Raw genomic sequence first — 15,923 nt, forward strand, 5'->3', positions numbered from 1 at the left:
CCATGCGGCGGGGTGGCGAGGGGAAGGCGGGCGCGCAGATTGCGCAGACAAAAAAAAGCGCGCGGGCCGGGGAGCACCGCGCGGACGGGAAATCCCTTCGAGGGGTCAATTCGAAAGGGAGGGGTAATCTGGCACCAGAGGTCTGTCGTGCCATCTTTGGCTGCCGCTTTGTCGGGGGAATGCCCGTCTGGCGCACAACAATTGGACACAAACGTCTGGGTGCGAGGGCATTGTGGGTGACGAGGGGGACCCGAGACGTAACAAAGTGTGTCGGATTGCAATCGAATGCAAGCGGTGTAAGAGACCTATCGGCGTGGCGCAAAAAGCGCTTTATGACGTCGTTTGGGGAACGTCCGCCGCGCCCGCGCAGTCCCACGGTTTTGCCGTTCAGGCACGCGGGCATTGAGGGTAGGCGAGCTTGCGGTGCCTGGCTTGGTCAGGGGTGTTTGGTCGATAGGAGGGTGGCATGCAAGGGCATGCGGTGTGTTGGGCGACGCAGGAGTCGGTCGGTGCCGGCGTTTTTGTTACCTTGATGGCGACAGTCTGCGCGATGGGTTCCGCACATGCCACCGGTGAAGCAACCTCTTCGTCATCTGCGGTGCCCGCAGGTGCGCCTGCAGCCTCCACACCTGTTGCTTCTGCGCCAACGGGATCCCTTGCCAAACCGACGGCGCCACGCGAACGCCACGCGGGGACGTTCTGGCAGGGCACGGTAGGCCAGGGCGCCGACAGCCCCAGCTGGAATGTCTGGCTGAACGTGTACGATCCGCCGCCCAAGGCGCAGGACCAAGACAAGGATCCGGTGGCTGACACGCTCACCGGCGACGCCTACGATGACCGCCCCCAAGGCCGCACGCTGTGGGCCATCGAAGGCCGCAACGCGCCCGATCGCCGCTTCGTGTGGCGCGAGCGCGCCGACACGGTGGATGCCAGCGGCCAGCCCGTTGTACGCGAAGGCGGCACGCTCTCTGGCGCGCTGTCGGCGGACGGCGCCACCGCCACCGGCACCTGGAGCGACGGTGGCCGCAGCCAGCCCTTCACGCTCAAACGCGCCGCGCGCTACCGCGAAGTGACCGGCACCTCGGGCCAGGCCACCCTCACCGAGCGCTACCCAGTGACCGGCGACGCCGCCGTCGACGCATTGGTGCAATCGCTGCGCGTCGGCCGCTGCGACCCGTACGACACCGAATGCGTCATCCGCATCAGCGCCGTCGACCTGGGCGACACCGTCAGTCTGCTGCGTATGGTCTGGGCCTACAGCGGCGGCGCGCACGGCAACTACGGCTTCTCGGCGGGCAACTGGCGGCGCGGCGCGCAGGGCTTTCAGCCGATCACGCTGGCCGACGTGCTGAACCCCACGCCTGCGTGCCTGCAGCGCTTCAACGCGCAGATCATCGATGCGCTCAAGCGCGAGGGCGCGCCGGAGGCCACGCGTGGCGCGCTGGTTGAACGAGACCTGCGTAACGCTGCGTTTCCGTTTACGCTGCAAGGCGACCGCATCGTCGTGCACTACGGGCCGTATGAGGTGGGCCCGTATTCGTCGGGCGCCTTCCGCGCGGCGGTGCGCCTCGATGATCTTGGGGCTGCATGCAAGCGGCCCACCACCTGAACGCACATGCCTCATGTCCGCCAATCCTTCGTACGCTGACGAACAAGCCACCATGCGCCGGCTGCTGTCCGCCAAGACCATCGCGGTGGTCGGCCTCTCGCCGCGCCCCACGCGGCCGAGCTATGACGTGGCGCGTTATCTGCAGCAGGCGGGCTACCGCATCGTGCCCGTCAACCCGCAGCACGCTGGCGAAGACGTGCTCGGCGAGCCGTGCTACGCCACGCTGGCTGAAGCCGTGACCACGCTTGCCTCCGCCGGCCAGCGCATCGACCTCGTCGACATCTTCCGCCGTGCCGAGCACGTGCTGCCGGTCGTGCAGGAAGCAATTGCCGCGGGCGTCGGCGGCATCTGGGTCCAGCTCGGCATCGTCAACGACGAGGCGATGGCCGCCGCGCGCGCCGCCGGCATTCCGGCCGTGCAAGACCGCTGTACCAAGATCGAGCACTGGCGGCTCGGCATCGGCGAGCGCCGCTGAGGGCAGGCGCGCCCGCGCACGCTACACTTCGACGGTCATCGAATCTTCTTTGCTTCTTCGCACCATGGCCGTCGATCCGCAAATCCTGCAGTTCTACCAACGCCTTGCCGAACGCTTTGGCGCGTTGCCGCCACCCGAGGATGCGCAGGCCCAGCGCGCACGCTTCGAGGCGATTGCCGCGCTGTCCGATCGGCCCGATCCCGAAGGCGTTGAGGTTGCCGACCTGAGCCTGCCGCTGCCAGGCCGCACGCTCGATGCCATCGTCTTCCGCCCGAAAGCCGTGACGACGCCGCGCCTGCTGGTGTGGTTTCACGGTGGCGGTTGGGTGGTGGGCGCGCCACGCACCACGCACCGCATGCTGGCCGCGTTGCTAGCGCAGGACACTGGGTGCGCCGTTGTCAGCGTCGATTACCGCCTCGCTCCCGAGCACCCGTTTCCCGCACCGGCAGATGATGCGCGTGATGCGCTGGCCTACCTGGCTGAGCAGCGTTCGCGGCTCGGGTTCGACACCGAGTTTCTGGCTGTCGGCGGCGACAGCGCGGGCGGGCATCTTGCCGCGCAAGCGACGCAGGCCGTCCATGCGACGGTGCGCCCGAGGCTTGTCACTGCGCAATTGCTGGTCTACCCCGTCACCATGCCGGCCTTCGGCAGCGAGAGCTACAACGCGTTCGCGCAAGGCCCGGGCCTCACGCGTGACGAGATGCGCTGGTACTGGGAGAAATTCATCGGCGCTGAGGCGCTGGCCAAGCCGCTGGCCGAGCAGGATGCGCGCATCCATCTGATGGCGCAGCCGCCCGCGCATACGCCGCCCGACACGGTGGTCATCGTGGCCGCCCACGATGTGCTGCGTGATGACGGTCTGCTGTATGCCGATTACCTTGTGCAGCACGGCGCGCAGGTCGTCACCATCGAGGCATCGGGCATGACGCATGCCTTTGCACGCATCCAGTTCGAGGCCGAGCGCGCACGCGAATGGATGCGCCGCGCGGCGCATGCCTTCGTCGGGATGATCAGCGGGGAATAAGCGGTCGCCTTAGCGCGGCGGTGTGCGGCGCGAGCGGAATGCGGCCATCACGCGCCGCGTGACGAACAGCGCGAGGTAATCGTGCACGCTGGCTTCAGCAGCCAGCGCGCGCAGGGTTTCCTGATACTGGGCGCGGACGAGGTCGGCGGGTACGCCGGTGTCCTGCGCGATCTTGTCGATCTGCTCGTCCTGGTCTGCAATGGCGGTGCCCATTTGATCGTCCCCGTTGTTGCTTTAGCAGTGACACGCGAGTCGGATTTGCGCGGCGAGTGACCACTATAGGCAACGCGCGGGAACAATCCAGCCCTGTTGCAAACCTTTCAGCAGACTGTCTGCGTAGCATCAAAACGATGCCATGCCGGTGCGGACGCTGCACCGGCAAGCATCATTTGCCCCAGTTTGCGGGCATGCTCTGCAGGCCGATGGCGGCGCCCGACGCATCGGTCACGCGAGCCAGTTCACGATACGCAATTGCCTGCACGCGCTCGGGCAGCGGCACAAACTTGGCGCGCGCAGCGAGTTCGTCGCCGTGGAAGTAGCCCCACGTCAGGAACTTCAGCGCCTCCAGCGTGCGCGCGCCCGACTGGCTCACGGCCGGCACCACGATGAAGGTGCCCATGGTGATCGGCCACGTCTCCGCGCCCGGCAAGTTGACCAGCGGCGCGGTGAAGTCGCCTTTGCGGTTCCACGCGCTCTGCACCACCGCCTCGCGGAAGCCGCTCACCTGCGCGCTGACGAAGTGACCGGCGACGTTGCGCAACTGCACGGCGTTCAGGTCGTTGTCGAGGATGTAGTTGTAATCCACATAACCGATCGCGCCCGGTGTGGCCTGCACGGCTTTGACCACATCCCCGCTGCCCTTGGCGGCGAGGTAATCCGCCGGCCAGGCAATGGCCGACTTGGTGCCGTAGGTGCTCTTCCAATCGGGGCTGACCGCGCTCAGGTAATCGGTGAAGTGGTACGTGGTGCCCGAGCCATCGGCGCGCACCACGAGGTGGATCTTCAGCTTGGGCAGTGCCACGCCGGGGTTCAGCGCACGCAGCTCAGGCGCATCCCAGCTATCGATCTTGCCGAGGAAGAGGCGCGCCAGCACATCGCCCGTCAGCTTGAGCTGACCGCGCGGCACGCCCGGCACGTTCACGAACGGCACCGCGCCGGTCACCACCGACGGCACGCACACCAGGCCCGCCTTGGCCGCGTCCGCCGAAGACAACGGCACGTCTGACGCGCCGAAATCCACCGTACCCGCGCGGATGCGCTTCAAGCCCTCGCCCGAGCCCACCGCGTCATAGCTGAGCGCGACCCCCGACGACGCGGCATACCCGGCCGACCAGATGCGATAGACCGGCGCCGCGGCGGTCGATCCCGCTCCGCGCACTTCAGCGCGAGCAAGAACAGGCAAGCCCGAGGCCGCCACGGCCAGGGCTAGAACAACGTGCTTAAACATGGGGAGCCTTGCGACAGGCGGGAGGTGGGACGAAGCCTTGGATTGTAACGACGCGTGTGTGACAGCGCGCATCTGCAACACGGGCATGTGTTGTAAGACGTTCCGCAAACGTTGGGCGGAGTAGGGGGTGGGATCGGAGGTTTTAACTAGATCGTGAAGGCCTGACATGCCAGGGTTGTTGTACTTTCATATTTCCACTATATTAGAAATATGGAAGAAAACGACGCCATCCGTTCCCTCGCCGCCCTCGCGCACAACCTGCGCCTGCGGGTGTTCCGCATGCTCGTGGTCGCGGGGCCGTCCGGCCTGACGCCCGGTGCCATCGCCGAGCAGCTCGACGTGCCTGGCGCAACGCTGTCGTTCCACCTCAAGGAGTTGATGAGCGCGCAGCTCGTCACCCAGGAGCGTGACGGCCGCAATCTGATATACCGCGCCGCGTTCGACCACATGAACGGCCTGCTGGGCTTCCTGACCGAGAACTGCTGCCAGGGCGAGGCCTGCCTTGCGCCCAACACCGCCGCCTGCAAGTGCTGATAGGAGATTCGCCATGAAACGCTTTCACGTACACGTCCACGTTGACGATCTGGGCAAGAGCATCGCCTTCTACTCCAAGCTGTTTGCTGCCGAGCCCACGCGGGTGGAGGCGGATTACGCCAAGTGGATGCTGGAAGACCCGCGCATCAACTTCGCCATCTCCACGCGCGGCAGCAAGGCGGGTGTGGACCACCTCGGCTTCCAAGTCGACGATGCTTCCGAACTGGCTGAACTGAAGGCGCGCGCCGAAGCTGCCGACATGACGTTGCTTGATGAGGGCGAAACCACCTGCTGCTATGCCCGCAGCGACAAGCACTGGATCACCGACCCGCAAGGCATTGCGTGGGAACACTTTCATACGCTCGGCAACATCCCGGTGTTCAGCGAGGGCAAGCCGGAAGCCGTCGCTGCCGAGGGCTCGGCTTGCTGTGCGCCACGCGCCCAGCCGGTCAGCATTGCCGTGAAGTCCTCCAAAAAATCCTGCTGCTAGGCGGGCTGCCATGACCACCAACGTCCTGATCCTCTGCACCCATAACTCCGCGCGCAGCGTGCTGAGCGAGGGCATGCTCAACCACTGGGCGCAGAAGCTCGGCAAAGACGTGCGCGCCTACAGCGCCGGCAGCGCACCGAGTGGTCGCCTCAATCCATTTGCCCTGGAGGCGCTCGCCAACGCCGGCGTCGACACCGCGGGTTACCGCAGCAAGAGTTGGGACGAATTCATCGCGGATGGCGCGCCGCAGATGCGCATCGTGATCACCGTATGCGACAGCGCTGCTGCCGAGCAGTGCCCATACTGGCCCGGCAGCCCGGTCAAGGTGCATTGGGGCTACGCCGACCCGTCCAACGCACCCGGCGGCGATGAAGGCAAGCGCCAGGCTTTCGAGCTGACGCGCCAGGCCATCGGCTACCGCATGCTGCAATTGCTGATGTTGCCGCTCGACACGCTCAGCAATGCCGAGCTGCAGGAACATCTCGATCGTATCTCGCAAAGCTGATCCACCGCTCGGTGCTTCCTCGGACCCGACACATCTTCATCGATTCGTCCAATGAACATCTCAAACGTTGTGCCGCCGGGCAAAGTCGTCGCGAAACCGGCGATCAACTTCTTCGAGCGCTATCTGACGGTGTGGGTCGCGTTATGCATCGTCGTGGGCATCGCGCTCGGCCAGGCGTTGCCCGATCTGTTCCAGCGCATCGGCCGGATGGAGTACGCGCAGGTCAACCTCCCCGTTGGGCTGCTGATCTGGGTGATGATCATCCCGATGCTCGTCAAGGTCGACTTCGGCGCGCTGCATGAGGTTCGCCAGCACATCAGGGGAATCGGCGTCACGCTCGTCGTGAACTGGCTGATCAAGCCGTTTTCGATGGCGTTTCTCGGCTGGCTTTTCATCAAGCATCTCTTTGCGCCGATGCTGCCTGCCGAACAACTGGACAGCTACATTGCCGGCCTGATTTTGCTGGCAGCCGCACCGTGCACGGCGATGGTGTTCGTCTGGAGCCGGCTGACCGGTGGCGATCCGTTATTTACGTTGTCGCAGGTGGCACTGAACGACAGCATCATGGTGATTGCGTTCGCGCCCCTGGTCGGCCTGTTGCTGGGCATTTCGGCGATCACCGTGCCGTGGGCAACGCTGCTCACGTCGGTGGTGCTCTACATCGTCATTCCGGTGGTTCTCGCGCAGGTTGCGCGCAAGGCCCTGCTTGCCAGGGGGCAGGACGCGTTTGATGCGGCCATGGCAAAGATCGGGCCGTGGTCCATCACCGCGCTGCTGGCAACGCTGGTGTTGCTGTTCGCGTTTCAGGGCGAAGCGATTCTGAAGCAGCCGCTGGTCATCGCCTTGCTTGCCGTGCCGATTCTGATCCAGGTGTTCTTCAACTCGGCGCTCGCTTACTGGCTCAATCGTGCCGTCGGCGAGAAGCACAACATCGCTTGCCCGTCGGCGCTTATCGGCGCATCCAATTTTTTCGAGTTGGCAGTCGCTGCCGCGATCAGCCTGTTCGGCTTCAATTCCGGCGCAGCACTGGCGACGGTCGTCGGCGTGCTGATCGAAGTGCCCGTCATGCTGCTTGTGGTGCGTATCGTGAACCAATCCAAGGGTTGGTACGAGCGGGCGTGAGCGTGCCGGGCGTCATCGTCGCTGAGTGTCTTGGCGCGATGATCGGGCTGGCGCTGCACCGTGCATTGCCGCCGCGCACGGTATCGGGCGCACAGCCCAACGTGATCGAACGCTCAGGCGACTGAGCCGGCGACCGCTTACTTCACCAGCCCTTCCACCTGCAGCGCAGCCTGCACGGCCGGCCGCGCAGCCACACGCTCCATATACGCCTTGATGTGCGGATACGCCGTCAACGGCAGCGCCAGGAAGTTGGCCCAGTTCAGCACCGTGAAAGCGTAGCCATCGGCCACGCTGTAGCTGTCGGCCAGGTAGGGCTGCTTGGCCAGGCGGGCGTCCATCTCGGCAAAGCGCTTGGCCAGCTTGTCCTTGGCGTCCTGGCGCGTGGCCTCGGGCGTTTCCTTATGCCAAAGCGGGCCGAAACCCTTGTGCAGCTCGGAGCTGATGAAGGTGAGCCATTCGAGCACGGCCAGGCGGTGCATGCTGCCGGCCTTGCCGATCAGCACTTGCGTCGGGTCCAGGTCGGCCACGTATTGCAGCAGCGCGGCGCCTTCGGTGTGGCGCGAGCCATCAGCGAGCTCCAGCACCGGCACGTAGCCGCGCGGGGAGATCGTGTAGAAATCCGTGCCGTCGGCGGTCAGGTGTTTGACGAGGTCGACGCTCGTCAGGTCAAACTGCGCGCCCACTTCACGCAGGGCGATATGCACGGCCAGCGAGCAGGCGCCGGCGGAGTAGTAGAGCTTCATGGTCTTGTTCTCGTTGAACCGGTTGGGAAGCCGCCACAGGCTATCGGCAGCGGCGGTGGTGTCGACACTGTAGGATTGCGTTCATGCCAATGGAATAAGCACAATAGAAAACCATGATTGCGAAAACGCAATACCGGCTGAGCGCCGACGACCTGGAGGTTGTGCTGGCGATGGTGCGCACCGGCACACTCGCGGCAGCGGGTGACCGGCTGGGCGTCGATGCGTCCACCGTGTTCCGGTCGTTGCAGCGCATCGAGCGCGGCCTCGGGCAGTCGCTCTTTGCGCGCTCGCGCACGGGCTATCTGGCGAACGAACTGGCGCAGTCATTGGCCGAGCGGGCGGAGCAGGTGGAGTCGGCTCTGGAGGCGGCGCGGTCTGCGGTGCATGCGGTGCCGGACCAAGTCTCTGGCACGGTGCGTATTACGACCACGGATACCATCCTCGTCGGTCTGGTCGCCCCTGCGCTGAAGACGCTGCAGGTCCTGCACCCGAACCTAAGCTACGACCTGCACGTCAGCAACGAACTGGCGAGCCTGACCCGGCGCGACGCCGATATCGCCGTGCGGGCCACGCGCCGGCCGCCGCAGCATCTGGTCGGCAAGCATCTTGGGTCGATTCGCGTGGGGCTGTATGCGGGGCGCGGCAGCGGCGTCACGTATGCCGACGTGGAAGCCGGCCGCGCGACGTGGCTCGCCATCGACGATGCCATTCCGGAGCACCCGTCGGTGGCTTGGCGCAAGCGGCACTTCCCGAAGGTCGTGCCGACGTACTTCGTCAACAGTCTGCAGATCGCGGCAGAAATGGTGGCGATGGGAGCAGGCATCGCGATTCTTCCCGTGGTCATGGCCCAGGCGCGCGGCGATCTGGTCTCGCTACGGGATTTGCAGGACGCCAACCAGTCGGAGCTGTGGCTGCTGACGCATCCGGAATCGCGCCACTTGCGGCGGATCGCAACGGTGTATGGGCACTTGGCGCAGGTGCTGCGCATGCCGTGAATTCGCTTGCGTCAGTTGGTGGCGGCGGTGGCGGGCACGACGGCGCCGTCGTCGGCAACGAGTGCGGTGCGGCGGCGCAAATCCTCGGTCGTTTCGCCATTACCATCAGGCCGCCAGCCCGGCGGGCAGAACAGGTAACCGAGCACCTCGCGTGCCGAGCGCGCCGTCGTCAGGTCTTGCCACAACGCGCGCCAATGGCCGAACTCGATGGTCAGCAGGTTGTAGGTGCGCATCGGGTGCACCAAGCCGTAGCGGCACGGCACATCCTCGCGTTCGGGGATGTAGGTTCCAAACAGCCGGTCGAAGACGATCAGCACGCCACCGTAATTGCCGTCGAGATATTCCAGGTTGGAGGCGTGATGCACGCGGTGCGCCGACGGCGTGTTCAGGAACCACTCCAGCGGCCCCAGGCGCGGAATCCACGTGGCGTGAATCCAAAACTGGTACAGCAGGTTCAGCGACAGCAGCATCAGCATGATGCGCGGCGGCATGCCCAGCAGCGGCGCCAGCGAGAAGAAGAGCAGGGTGCCGGTCAAGCGGCCCGTCCAGCCGAAGCGGTAGGCGGCTGACAGGTTCAGGTCGTTGGGCGAATGATGGATGGCGTGCGTGCACCAGAACCAGCGCACGCGGTGCGCGGCGCGGTGGTACCAGTAGTAGCAGAACTCCTGGCCGAGAAAGCACGCTGCCCAGCCCGTCCAGTGGTCCATCGGCAGGGTCCACAGGCGGTGCTGATAAATCCAGTCCAGGCCGTGCGTCCAGAACGCCGTAGGCAGCAGCCAGCGGAGCGGGTACTCGCGTACCAGGAAATCGACCACCGACACGCCTGCCGCCTTCCAGTCATAGTTCGCCCACCCGCACCGCAGCGATAGCACGATCGCCTCGGCCAGCGACGACATCAGCACGAGCACGACGGCGATCTTCAGGATGGTGAACAGCACGGCCATGGCGGGCGGCTCCCGGCTCGGTAAGGGGTGCCTGCGACGGTACTGCAACCCCGCCGGGGCGGCAATTAGGGCGGACGGAGGCGTCTCTTACAGCGTGTCACCGTGCCCAGGTGTTGTTCCGGTTATGCAGGAACACGTGCACGCCGCCACTCCTGTCCTGGGCGACGCCCGCGCTGCCCCAGGGGTAGTCGGTCATGCTGCCCGGGTCCTGGCCAAGCTTTTTGGCAATTCAGCGGCGGTGGCGCTGTTCCGCGTCGATGTCGTTGTCACTGGCCGGTTGTGCAAGCTCGAAGGACACGCTCACCAGCGCGCCAGCCTCAAAGCGCAGGCTAACGGTGACCGGCGTGGCCTCATCCAGCAGCGCGGCTGTGGCGAACTGGCATGGCACCGTTGCGCCCGCGACCCGCACCGGCCGCTCGGGCTCGACGACGAAGCGCGCGGGCAGGGCACTTGTCGCCGTCTGTGGCGTCACGCGAGAGCCGCCGAGCAGGACTTCGCCTGTGGCGTCATTCATGCGGATCATGAGGCGTTGGCCGGAAAACGCATTGTTGCGCCGTCAGCGTCCTGGCAACAACCATGCATGTCTGCCATATCCCCCTCGCATGGGCGGGGGCGGCTCAAGTTCGGGGCCACCCTGCCGTAGCAGGTTGAGTGGCCCCCGACAGCCGGCAGCCGTTCTGGAGGGCGCTACGGTCGCACCCGTATGCAGTCTGATTCACTGATTCACACAGGACGTTCCACCAGAAGAATAGAAGAATCATGATCTCCTCTCTCCGAACCCGCATTCTCCTCATCTCGTCAGCCACCGTGATTGGTGCGTTGGCGTTGTCCGGCGCGGCCACGTATTCCATCGTGCGAAACAACACGATGGAATCGATTGACCAGAACCTCGCTGCCATCGCCAGCGGCAACACATTCGCCATCGACAAGTGGGTGGCCGCCAAGGTGCAGGCCGTCAAGGCCACCGCTGAAGTGGTCGAGCACGGCGATCCGCAGGGCTTTGGCAAGCACATGGGCAATGCCAACGGTTTCCCGATCATCACGATCGGCTGGACCGACAAATCGTTCATCTCCACCAGCAGCACCACGCCCAAGGACTACGATCCGACCGTGCGCCCCTGGTACAAGCAAGCCATCGCCGCCGGCAAGCTGACCGTCACCAAGCCCTACGGCGATGTGTCGACCGGCGTGCAGTACGTGTCGTTTGCCGCGCCGCTGGTGCAGAACGGCGAGACCACGGGCGCGATCTCGGGTGCCGTGCCGCTGGACGGCGTGCGCGAAGTGGTGGCCGCCGTGCACCCGACGCCGTCGAGCCTGGCCTTCGTGGTCGCCAAGGATGGCCAGGTGATCGCCCACCCCGACGCCAAGCTGATGCTCAAGCCCGCGACGGACGTGGCCGCTTCGCTCAATGCCGACACGCTCGCCAACCTGGCCAAGGCCACTGCGCCGCTGGAGGTTGAACTGGCGGGCGCGCCGAAGCTGCTCAAGGCAAAGGCCGTGCAGGGCACGGATTGGTACCTCGTGATCGCCTTGGACAAGGCTGAGGCCACCGCCGGTTTGCGCAACGTCGTGCAGGCGCTTGCCGTTGCCATGGTGCTGCTGACGCTGGCCGCCGTGGGCATCGCCGCGTTCTTCACGTCGCAATCGTTCCGGCGTCTTTCACAGGTGCGCGATGCGATGGATACCATCGGCGCCGGCGGCGGCGACCTCACGCACCGCCTGCCAGTAGTCGGCAACGACGAGGTGGCGCAGATTTCCGCCTCGTTCAACACTTTCATCGACAAGATCGGCGAGGTGTTGCTGGAAGTGCGTGCCAGTGTCGACAGCATGAAGTCGGCCACCGGCGAGATCGAAATGGGCAACCGAGATCTATCCAACCGCACCGAGGTTTCGGCCAGCAACCTGCAGGAAACCTCCGCCGCGCTCACGGAGCTGACCACCAGCGTGAAGAATTCCGCCGACGCGGCCCTGCAAGCCACGCGCCTGGCGAGCGAAGCTAGCGACGCCGCCACACGCGGCGGCGAGGTGGTGTCGAGCGCGGTGAGCACGATGGACGAGATTGCCAAATCCTCCGCGCGCATCACCGAGATCATCAGCGTGATCGACAGCATTGCGTTCCAGACCAACATCCTGGCGCTGAATGCCGCCGTGGAGGCGGCGCGCGCCGGCGAGCAGGGCCGCGGCTTTGCCGTGGTGGCCGGCGAGGTGCGCACGCTGGCGCAACGCAGCGCCACCGCCGCGCGTGAGATCAAGGATCTGATCCAGGCCTCCGAAGCCAGCGTGAAGACCGGCGCCCAGCGCGTGCAGGCCGCTGGGGTGACGATGCAGGAGATCGTGGCCGGCATCGAGCGCGTGGCCCGCATCATCGGCGAGATTGATGGCGCCATGCACGAGCAGAGCGCCGGCATCAGCCAGATCGATCGCAGCGTCGCCGAAATGGATCAGGCCACGCAGCAGAACGCCGCGCTGGTGGAGCAGTCCACCGCCGCATCGTCGATGCTCAATGAACAGGCGCACACGCTGGCGCACACCGTGGGGCTGTTCAAGCTGCGCGCGGGTTGACGCCTGCGCCGTCGCGTGGTCGAAGCGCAGGCCGCCAACAGCGCGCGCTTTGGCCGACAGGATGGCATCTCCACCGAGCTCGACCTTGTCCGGCCCATGCTCGATGCCGTGTGGATGCCCAATGCACGCAATGGCAAGCCGGTGCAGGCCGGCGACCGGGTGATGCAGATGTGGGTGTAGCGCTGCCTACTGAACCGGTGGCGAGCAGGCGAGAAGTGCCAGTAGGAAGAAGATCATCCCAAAGCCCGCCGTGAACAGCGCCAGCGCAATGCGGCGCTCGCGGGCCGCGGCCCGGTGCAGTTCGGCAATCACGAAGGCATTGGTGAACAGCAGCCACGCCATCGCCGCCAGCTTGATGCCGCTCAATTGGCGCTTGGCAAGCTGCAGCCGCGCGGCTCGGGCGTTTTCGATGGCATCCAGGTGTTTTTCCAGCTCGTCGAATTCGTGCGCAATATGCTGGGGCGCATCGATGCGCCGCACGTCGACCGGCGTTGCCCGCGCGATGCCTGTTGCGTGCTGTCGTAGCGCGCTGCCCAGAGCGATTCCCGCAATTGCGCAAAAGCACGCCCGGTCTGCGGACTCGATTGACGCTTTGCCATGGCCGGCCATTCGTCCTCCACCGCGCTGCGTGCGTAGACCAGCAGCGCGGTCTGAATGGGGGTGGCGAGCTTGGCGGGCAGGGCATCGAGAATGCGCAGCGCCTCTGCGGCGGCGAGGCCTTCGCGCTCCACGGCGGCTTCGGCACGGGCGTTCTGCGTCCAGATATCGCTGGAGATGAAACCGAGGATGACCGCCGTGGGCACCAGCAGCCCGGTCAGCAGCGTGCCGATGATGTTGGCGCCCGGCCGGGTCGGCCACAGGCGCGCCAGCGTGGCAGACCCCGCCGACGCAACGGCCGACACGATCCCCAACGAGATGAAGCACACCGCCAGCAGCGCCGAATTGGAAAGGGTAAACAGCCAGCTGTAGTAATCGAAATGAAGCATGGTGCGCGACACGCCCGCCCGGGAAGATGGGGCGGGATGCTCTCACGCACGGTGGGCCGGTTCAATTGCCGCAGTGCGCTGTTGGTGCGAATGGTGATGGCGTCGCGTGGGGTGGTCGCTGTGTCTCAGCGCTTGGCGCGACCTTCCGCCGAAAGCAGGGGGAGGCGCCTTGCAGGCGGCGGCCGCGACCTCAGGAATCGCCCTAAGTCTCTGCGCCCACGCGCCGACGCGACAATCGCTGCGAGAATTCATTACGATCGCGCCAAGAGGAGGCATCATGCATCGCCATCGTTCCGTTGCCGCCGTCCGGGCGGTTTGCGGCACGGCCGCATTGGCCGCGTTGGTCGGTCATGCCAGCGCATTTGCGCAGGCATCGGCCCCGGCTGCCGCACCGACCACCCAGTCCGCCCCGCGACCGCTTACGCCGCAGATCATCAACATGGGCAGCATGACCGCAGACGAGATCGGCCCGGTCATCGCCGAAATGGGCACGCTGCGCACCAAGGGGTTGGTGGCGACGCCCAACGGCACGGTCGGTATCCAGGTCGGCACCGTGGCCAAGCACACGCATACCTACTCGGACGAGATCCAGTATGTAATGTCCGGCACCGCCACTTTCTGGCTCGACAACGCGCCGCGAGAGGTACGGGCGGGGGATCTGATCGTCATTCCGCACGGCGTGGTGCACGGAACGCTGACAACGAGCACCGATTTCAAGGCCATGGCGATCAAGCTGCCGCCGCAGCGGGCAGGCGATACGCACAAGGTGCCTTGACCGGGGGCAGCTTTTGCCGATGGGCCATCCCTTACAATGACGCCCTCCGCAAAAGTCCACCCGCCATGTCCGCACCGCTCGCCAACGACACCTTCCTGCGCGCCCTGCGCCGCCAGCCCACCGACTACACGCCGCTGTGGCTGATGCGCCAGGCGGGCCGCTACCTGCCCGAGTACAACGCCACGCGTGCGCGTGCCGGCAGCTTCCTCGGCCTGGCCAAATCGCCGGCTTATGCGACCGAGGTGACGTTGCAGCCGCTGGACCGCTTTCCGCTGGACGCGGCCATCCTCTTCTCCGACATCCTGACCGTGCCCGACGCCATGGGCCTGGGCCTATCGTTCGCGCAGGGCGAAGGCCCGCGTTTTGCCAAGCCGGTGCGCTCCGAAGCCGATGTGGCGGCGCTGTCGGTGCCCGACATGTCGTCGCTGCAATACGTGTTCGATGCCGTGGCGGAAATCCGCCGCGCGCTCGTGCAGGACGGCCGCCAGCGTGTGCCGCTCATCGGCTTCTCGGGCAGCCCGTGGACGCTCGCCTGTTACATGGTCGAGGGCGGCGGGTCGGACGACTTCCGCACCGTCAAGTCGATGCTCTACGCGCGTCCGGACCTGATGCATCGCATCCTGGAGATCAACGCGCAGGCCGTGATCGACTACCTGAACGCGCAGATTGATGCCGGTGCCCAGGCTGTGCAGGTGTTCGATACCTGGGGCGGCGCGCTGGCCGATGGCATCTACCATGAGTTCTCGCTGGCCTACATGGCACGCGTGGTGGAAGGCATCCGCGCCGGGGCTGATGGCCAGCGCGTGCCGGTCATCCTGTTCACCAAGGGCGGCGGCCTGTGGCTCGAAGCCATGGCCGAGACCGGCGCCGATGCGCTGGGCGTGGATTGGACGGTCAACCTGCAGCTTGCGCGCCAGCGCACCGGCGGCCGTGTTGCCTTGCAGGGCAACCTGGACCCGACCGTGCTCTTTGCCGAACCTGAGGCGATTCGCGCACAAGTGCGCCGGGTGCTGGAAGACTATGCGGCCGGCGGCGACAGCGACGGCCACGTCTTCAACCTGGGCCATGGCATCTCGCAGTTCACGCCGCCCGAGGCGGTTTCGGTGCTGGTGGACGAGGTGCACAGCTTCAGCCGCGCACTGCGCGCAAAGGCCGCATAACCGGCCGATGTTGCAGTGCGATGGCGTTTGAATTGAGCCACGACGGTGCGTGAAGCCGAGGGCACGGGTGGAAAGCTCGCCGCTTTGGTGCAAGAAGGGTGAGCAACTACTCGCGTGCAGGGGGCGTCGGCTGGCCTCAAAGCGCTGTCAAGCGATTTATTTCGCGCTTTTTGGTGCGTAACCCGGCTGTCAAGACTTGACTTATGCACAAAGCTGTCACGGCTGGTTCTTATCGCGGCGCAACACGAGGTGGCCTACGCATTCTCCGCATAAGTGTTTGATTTTTTTGAAAGAAAGCCGCGTGCGCGGAAATCGTGCAAGCTAGAAGAGTGCTTGATTTACCGGCCTTCGCGGGCGTAACAGGCAACTTTTCAACAAAGTTATCCACAGGTTGTGTGGATAGCCTCGAAAACCGGTCACCGATCAGGGCGCCAAGGCATAAACCTCAAGTAATACTTGAAGATTGAACGGCGCACGCCGATCGCTGTGTGGGCAAGGTGAGACCGGCGGGGCGCTTTTCCCGGGTGCTGGATACGCCGCTGCACCGCAACA

The 15,923-nt window shown here is 65.4% G+C and carries 20 protein-coding genes; 13 read left to right on the top strand and 7 right to left on the bottom strand.

The window, feature by feature from the left end; translation table 11 throughout:
* Nucleotides 1-466: 466 nt before the first annotated feature.
* The 3 genes from B4F51_RS12985 to B4F51_RS12995 all read left to right on the top strand — a co-directional run bounded on the left by B4F51_RS12985 (nucleotide 467) and on the right by B4F51_RS12995 (nucleotide 3,108).
* Nucleotides 467-1,609, top strand: a complete 1,143-nt coding sequence (locus B4F51_RS12985) for an RsiV family protein (protein ID WP_296226099.1) — start codon at nucleotides 467-469, stop codon at nucleotides 1,607-1,609.
* Between the two features lie 13 nt (nucleotides 1,610-1,622).
* Nucleotides 1,623-2,084 carry a CoA-binding protein gene (locus B4F51_RS12990; RefSeq protein WP_296226101.1) on the top strand — a complete coding sequence of 154 codons (462 nt, stop codon included), beginning with the start codon at nucleotides 1,623-1,625 and terminating at the stop codon, nucleotides 2,082-2,084.
* A 64-nt stretch (nucleotides 2,085-2,148) separates the two neighbouring features.
* The gene (locus tag B4F51_RS12995; protein ID WP_296226189.1) at nucleotides 2,149-3,108 is read left to right on the top strand and encodes an alpha/beta hydrolase; all 960 of its coding nucleotides are present in this window, start codon (nucleotides 2,149-2,151) and stop codon (nucleotides 3,106-3,108) included.
* Between the two features lie 9 nt (nucleotides 3,109-3,117).
* Here B4F51_RS12995 and B4F51_RS13000 read toward each other — a convergent pair whose 3' ends face one another.
* Together B4F51_RS13000 and pstS are read right to left on the bottom strand one after the other, a co-directional pair.
* Nucleotides 3,118-3,321, bottom strand: coding sequence for a DUF3562 domain-containing protein (locus B4F51_RS13000; RefSeq protein WP_296226104.1), 204 nt, complete (start codon nucleotides 3,319-3,321; stop codon nucleotides 3,118-3,120).
* A 172-nt stretch (nucleotides 3,322-3,493) separates the two neighbouring features.
* On the bottom strand, nucleotides 3,494-4,555 hold the full coding sequence (pstS, locus tag B4F51_RS13005) for a phosphate ABC transporter substrate-binding protein PstS (RefSeq protein WP_296226107.1): 1,062 nt from the start codon (nucleotides 4,553-4,555) through the stop codon (nucleotides 3,494-3,496).
* 210 nt (nucleotides 4,556-4,765) lie between these two features.
* On the opposite strand from pstS, the gene B4F51_RS13010 reads away from it, so the two are divergent.
* From B4F51_RS13010 to B4F51_RS13030, 5 genes are read left to right on the top strand one after another with little or no spacing between them, the layout of a single operon-like run.
* Nucleotides 4,766-5,089 carry an ArsR/SmtB family transcription factor gene (locus B4F51_RS13010; protein WP_296226109.1) on the top strand — a complete coding sequence of 108 codons (324 nt, stop codon included), beginning with the start codon at nucleotides 4,766-4,768 and terminating at the stop codon, nucleotides 5,087-5,089.
* Nucleotides 5,090-5,102: 13 nt separating this feature from the next.
* Entirely contained in the window at nucleotides 5,103-5,579 is a 477-nt protein-coding gene (locus B4F51_RS13015) for an ArsI/CadI family heavy metal resistance metalloenzyme (protein WP_296226111.1), read from the top strand.
* 10 nt (nucleotides 5,580-5,589) lie between these two features.
* Nucleotides 5,590-6,084: an arsenate reductase ArsC gene (locus B4F51_RS13020; RefSeq protein ID WP_296226112.1), complete on the top strand. Its 495-nt coding sequence runs from the start codon at nucleotides 5,590-5,592 to the stop codon at nucleotides 6,082-6,084.
* Between the two features lie 51 nt (nucleotides 6,085-6,135).
* Nucleotides 6,136-7,206, top strand: a complete 1,071-nt coding sequence (gene arsB, locus B4F51_RS13025) for an ACR3 family arsenite efflux transporter (RefSeq protein WP_296226113.1) — start codon at nucleotides 6,136-6,138, stop codon at nucleotides 7,204-7,206.
* Complete coding sequence (locus tag B4F51_RS13030; protein WP_296226114.1) at nucleotides 7,203-7,331, top strand: hypothetical protein; 129 nt, start codon at nucleotides 7,203-7,205, stop codon at nucleotides 7,329-7,331. The genes arsB and B4F51_RS13030 overlap by 4 nt, the downstream gene beginning before the upstream one ends.
* 12 nt (nucleotides 7,332-7,343) lie before the next feature.
* Here B4F51_RS13030 and gstA read toward each other — a convergent pair whose 3' ends face one another.
* Nucleotides 7,344-7,949 carry a glutathione transferase GstA gene (gene gstA, locus B4F51_RS13035; protein ID WP_296226115.1) on the bottom strand — a complete coding sequence of 202 codons (606 nt, stop codon included), beginning with the start codon at nucleotides 7,947-7,949 and terminating at the stop codon, nucleotides 7,344-7,346.
* Nucleotides 7,950-8,062: 113 nt separating this feature from the next.
* On the opposite strand from gstA, the gene B4F51_RS13040 reads away from it, so the two are divergent.
* The gene (locus tag B4F51_RS13040; RefSeq protein WP_296226117.1) at nucleotides 8,063-8,944 is read left to right on the top strand and encodes a LysR family transcriptional regulator; all 882 of its coding nucleotides are present in this window, start codon (nucleotides 8,063-8,065) and stop codon (nucleotides 8,942-8,944) included.
* A gap of 11 nt (nucleotides 8,945-8,955) precedes the next feature.
* Here the strand turns inward: B4F51_RS13040 and B4F51_RS13045 are convergent, their stop codons facing one another.
* Entirely contained in the window at nucleotides 8,956-9,888 is a 933-nt protein-coding gene (locus tag B4F51_RS13045) for a sterol desaturase family protein (RefSeq protein WP_296226119.1), read from the bottom strand.
* Between the two features lie 229 nt (nucleotides 9,889-10,117).
* On the bottom strand, nucleotides 10,118-10,411 hold the full coding sequence (locus B4F51_RS13050) for a hypothetical protein (RefSeq protein ID WP_296226120.1): 294 nt from the start codon (nucleotides 10,409-10,411) through the stop codon (nucleotides 10,118-10,120).
* 236 nt (nucleotides 10,412-10,647) lie between these two features.
* Here B4F51_RS13050 and B4F51_RS13055 point away from each other — a divergent pair, with 236 nt between their 5' ends.
* The gene (locus B4F51_RS13055) at nucleotides 10,648-12,450 is read left to right on the top strand and encodes a methyl-accepting chemotaxis protein (protein ID WP_296226121.1); all 1,803 of its coding nucleotides are present in this window, start codon (nucleotides 10,648-10,650) and stop codon (nucleotides 12,448-12,450) included.
* A gap of 15 nt (nucleotides 12,451-12,465) precedes the next feature.
* Nucleotides 12,466-12,630 (top strand): hypothetical protein, encoded by a 165-nt coding sequence (locus B4F51_RS13060; protein WP_296226122.1) that lies wholly within the window; start codon nucleotides 12,466-12,468, stop codon nucleotides 12,628-12,630.
* A gap of 6 nt (nucleotides 12,631-12,636) precedes the next feature.
* Here the strand turns inward: B4F51_RS13060 and B4F51_RS13065 are convergent, their stop codons facing one another.
* The gene (locus B4F51_RS13065) at nucleotides 12,637-12,816 is read right to left on the bottom strand and encodes a hypothetical protein (RefSeq protein ID WP_296226124.1); all 180 of its coding nucleotides are present in this window, start codon (nucleotides 12,814-12,816) and stop codon (nucleotides 12,637-12,639) included.
* Nucleotides 12,813-13,436 carry a hypothetical protein gene (locus B4F51_RS13070; protein WP_296226126.1) on the bottom strand — a complete coding sequence of 208 codons (624 nt, stop codon included), beginning with the start codon at nucleotides 13,434-13,436 and terminating at the stop codon, nucleotides 12,813-12,815. The genes B4F51_RS13065 and B4F51_RS13070 overlap by 4 nt, the downstream gene beginning before the upstream one ends.
* 277 nt (nucleotides 13,437-13,713) lie before the next feature.
* Here B4F51_RS13070 and B4F51_RS13075 point away from each other — a divergent pair, with 277 nt between their 5' ends.
* Together B4F51_RS13075 and hemE are read left to right on the top strand one after the other, a co-directional pair.
* The gene (locus tag B4F51_RS13075) at nucleotides 13,714-14,211 is read left to right on the top strand and encodes a cupin domain-containing protein (RefSeq protein ID WP_296226128.1); all 498 of its coding nucleotides are present in this window, start codon (nucleotides 13,714-13,716) and stop codon (nucleotides 14,209-14,211) included.
* 65 nt (nucleotides 14,212-14,276) lie between these two features.
* The gene (hemE, locus tag B4F51_RS13080) at nucleotides 14,277-15,371 is read left to right on the top strand and encodes a uroporphyrinogen decarboxylase (RefSeq protein WP_296226130.1); all 1,095 of its coding nucleotides are present in this window, start codon (nucleotides 14,277-14,279) and stop codon (nucleotides 15,369-15,371) included.
* Nucleotides 15,372-15,923 lie beyond the last annotated feature (552 nt).

Source organism: Ralstonia sp. UBA689, from assembly GCF_002298975.1.
Taxonomy (GTDB): domain Bacteria; phylum Pseudomonadota; class Gammaproteobacteria; order Burkholderiales; family Burkholderiaceae; genus Ralstonia.